This is a genomic window from Nitrospirota bacterium (assembly GCA_016214385.1).
GTDB lineage: Bacteria > Nitrospirota > Thermodesulfovibrionia > UBA6902 > JACROP01 > JACROP01.
Map to the genome: position 1 here is coordinate 2,142 of JACROP010000120.1, position 1,571 is coordinate 3,712.

The following is a 1,571-nucleotide window of genomic DNA, read 5'->3' on the forward strand; positions in this document are numbered from 1 at the left end:
GAATCCAGAAAAAGATATTGAAAAATTGGTTAAAAGGACTGGATTCCCGCCTTCGCGGGAATGACATATAATTATCAACCCTTGAGTTTTAAACGATTTTTGTCTTCTCGTATTTTGTCTCATATGTATTGAACGAGTACATCCCATTGACATTAATGTGAATATTATGTTAAAAAATTATCCCGAAACGTCGGGAGAGGGCAGGTAATAATCCATGTATGCTATAATAGAAACAGGCGGAAAACAGTACAGGGTCGCTCCTGGAGAGACAATAAAAGTCTCAAGGCTCAATGCCGAGGGGACTGTGGAGTTTGAAAAAGTCCTCATGGTTTCAGATGGCACAAAGGTTGCCTTTGGAAGCCCTTTCCTTTCATCTGCAAAGGTGACCGCAGAGATCCTGGGCCAGGCAAAAGCAAAGAAGGTTCTTGTATTCAAGCAGAAGCCGAGGAAAGGTTACAGAAACCTGAGGGGACACAGGCAGCCGTATACATCCATAAGAATTAAAGACATAGTTTATGGAGGATAAAAATGGCACATAAAAAAGGCGTAGGAAGTTCTCAAAATGGCCGTGATAGCATATCCAAGCGTCTTGGCGTAAAGAAGTTTGGAGGCCAGTTCGTAAAGGCTGGAAATATACTTGTAAGGCAGAGGGGGACAAGGTTCCACCCTGGTTTTAATGTCGGGCTGGGCAGTGACCATACACTTTATGCCAAAATTGACGGCCTTGTCACCTTCGAGCGCAAAAACAGGGAAAAACAACAGATAAGCGTATATCCAGCAGAGCAGTTAGCGGTTATCAGTTAGTAGTCAGTAACAACGGATAATTTTATAAAAGGCGGGTCAAACCCGCCTTTTTTTGTTATCATTGAGATTATTGATGAGAGACATCTATGCAGTTCATTGACCAGGTAAAGATATACGTGAAAGCTGGAGATGGCGGCAATGGCTGCGTGAGCTTCAGGCGGGAAAAGTATGTCCCGAAAGGCGGACCTGATGGAGGTGATGGAGGCCGTGGAGGCCATATCATCATCAGGGCAACAAAAGACCTCAATACTCTCCTTGACCTCAGATACCAGCAACAATACAGGGCTGAGAGAGGACAGCACGGCATGGGTAAAAATAAGCACGGCAAAAACGGTAAAGATTCAATCATACCTGTGCCTATAGGGACAATTATAAAAGATGCAACAACTGGCGAGCTTGTGGCAGACCTTATCAATGAAATGCAGGAGACCATAGTTACACAGGGCGGCAGGGGAGGCCTCGGCAATGCTCATTTCGCAACCTCTACAAGGCAGGCACCTAAATTCGCCCAGAAAGGTGAACCAGGTGAAGAGAAGACCCTGATCCTTGAGTTGAAGCTTCTCGCAGATGTCGGATTGATCGGTCTTCCAAATGCAGGAAAATCCACATTGATTTCTGCAATCTCAGCGGCAAGACCCAAAATCGCAGATTATCCATTCACAACCCTCGTGCCTGTGCTCGGTGTTGTTAAATACGAGAAACATAAGAGCTTTGTAGTGGCTGATATTCCGGGCCTTATCGAAGGCGCTCACAAGGGTGCCGGGCTG

Annotated in this window: 3 protein-coding genes; all 3 read left to right on the top strand. The window is 45.4% G+C overall.

Annotated elements, in window-relative coordinates; all coding sequences use genetic code 11:
- Positions 1–214: 214 nt before the first annotated feature.
- The gene (gene rplU / locus HZC12_07595; GenBank protein ID MBI5026574.1) at positions 215–526 is read left to right on the top strand and encodes a 50S ribosomal protein L21; all 312 of its coding nucleotides are present in this window, start codon (positions 215–217) and stop codon (positions 524–526) included.
- Between the two features lie 2 nt (positions 527–528).
- Entirely contained in the window at positions 529–804 is a 276-nt protein-coding gene (gene rpmA, locus HZC12_07600) for a 50S ribosomal protein L27 (GenBank protein MBI5026575.1), read from the top strand.
- Between the two features lie 86 nt (positions 805–890).
- Positions 891–1,571, top strand: a 681-nt coding sequence (gene obgE / locus HZC12_07605) for a GTPase ObgE (protein MBI5026576.1), incomplete at its 3' end; no start/stop codon positions are given.

Bases quoted from the DNA above. Each gene is read 5' to 3' on its own strand.
- rpmA (MBI5026575.1), top strand. From the start codon at position 529: ATGGCACATAAAAAAGGCGTAGGAAGTTCTCAAAATGGCCGTGATAGC.
- rplU (MBI5026574.1), top strand. From the start codon at position 215: ATGTATGCTATAATAGAAACAGGCGGAAAACAGTACAGGGTCGCTCCT.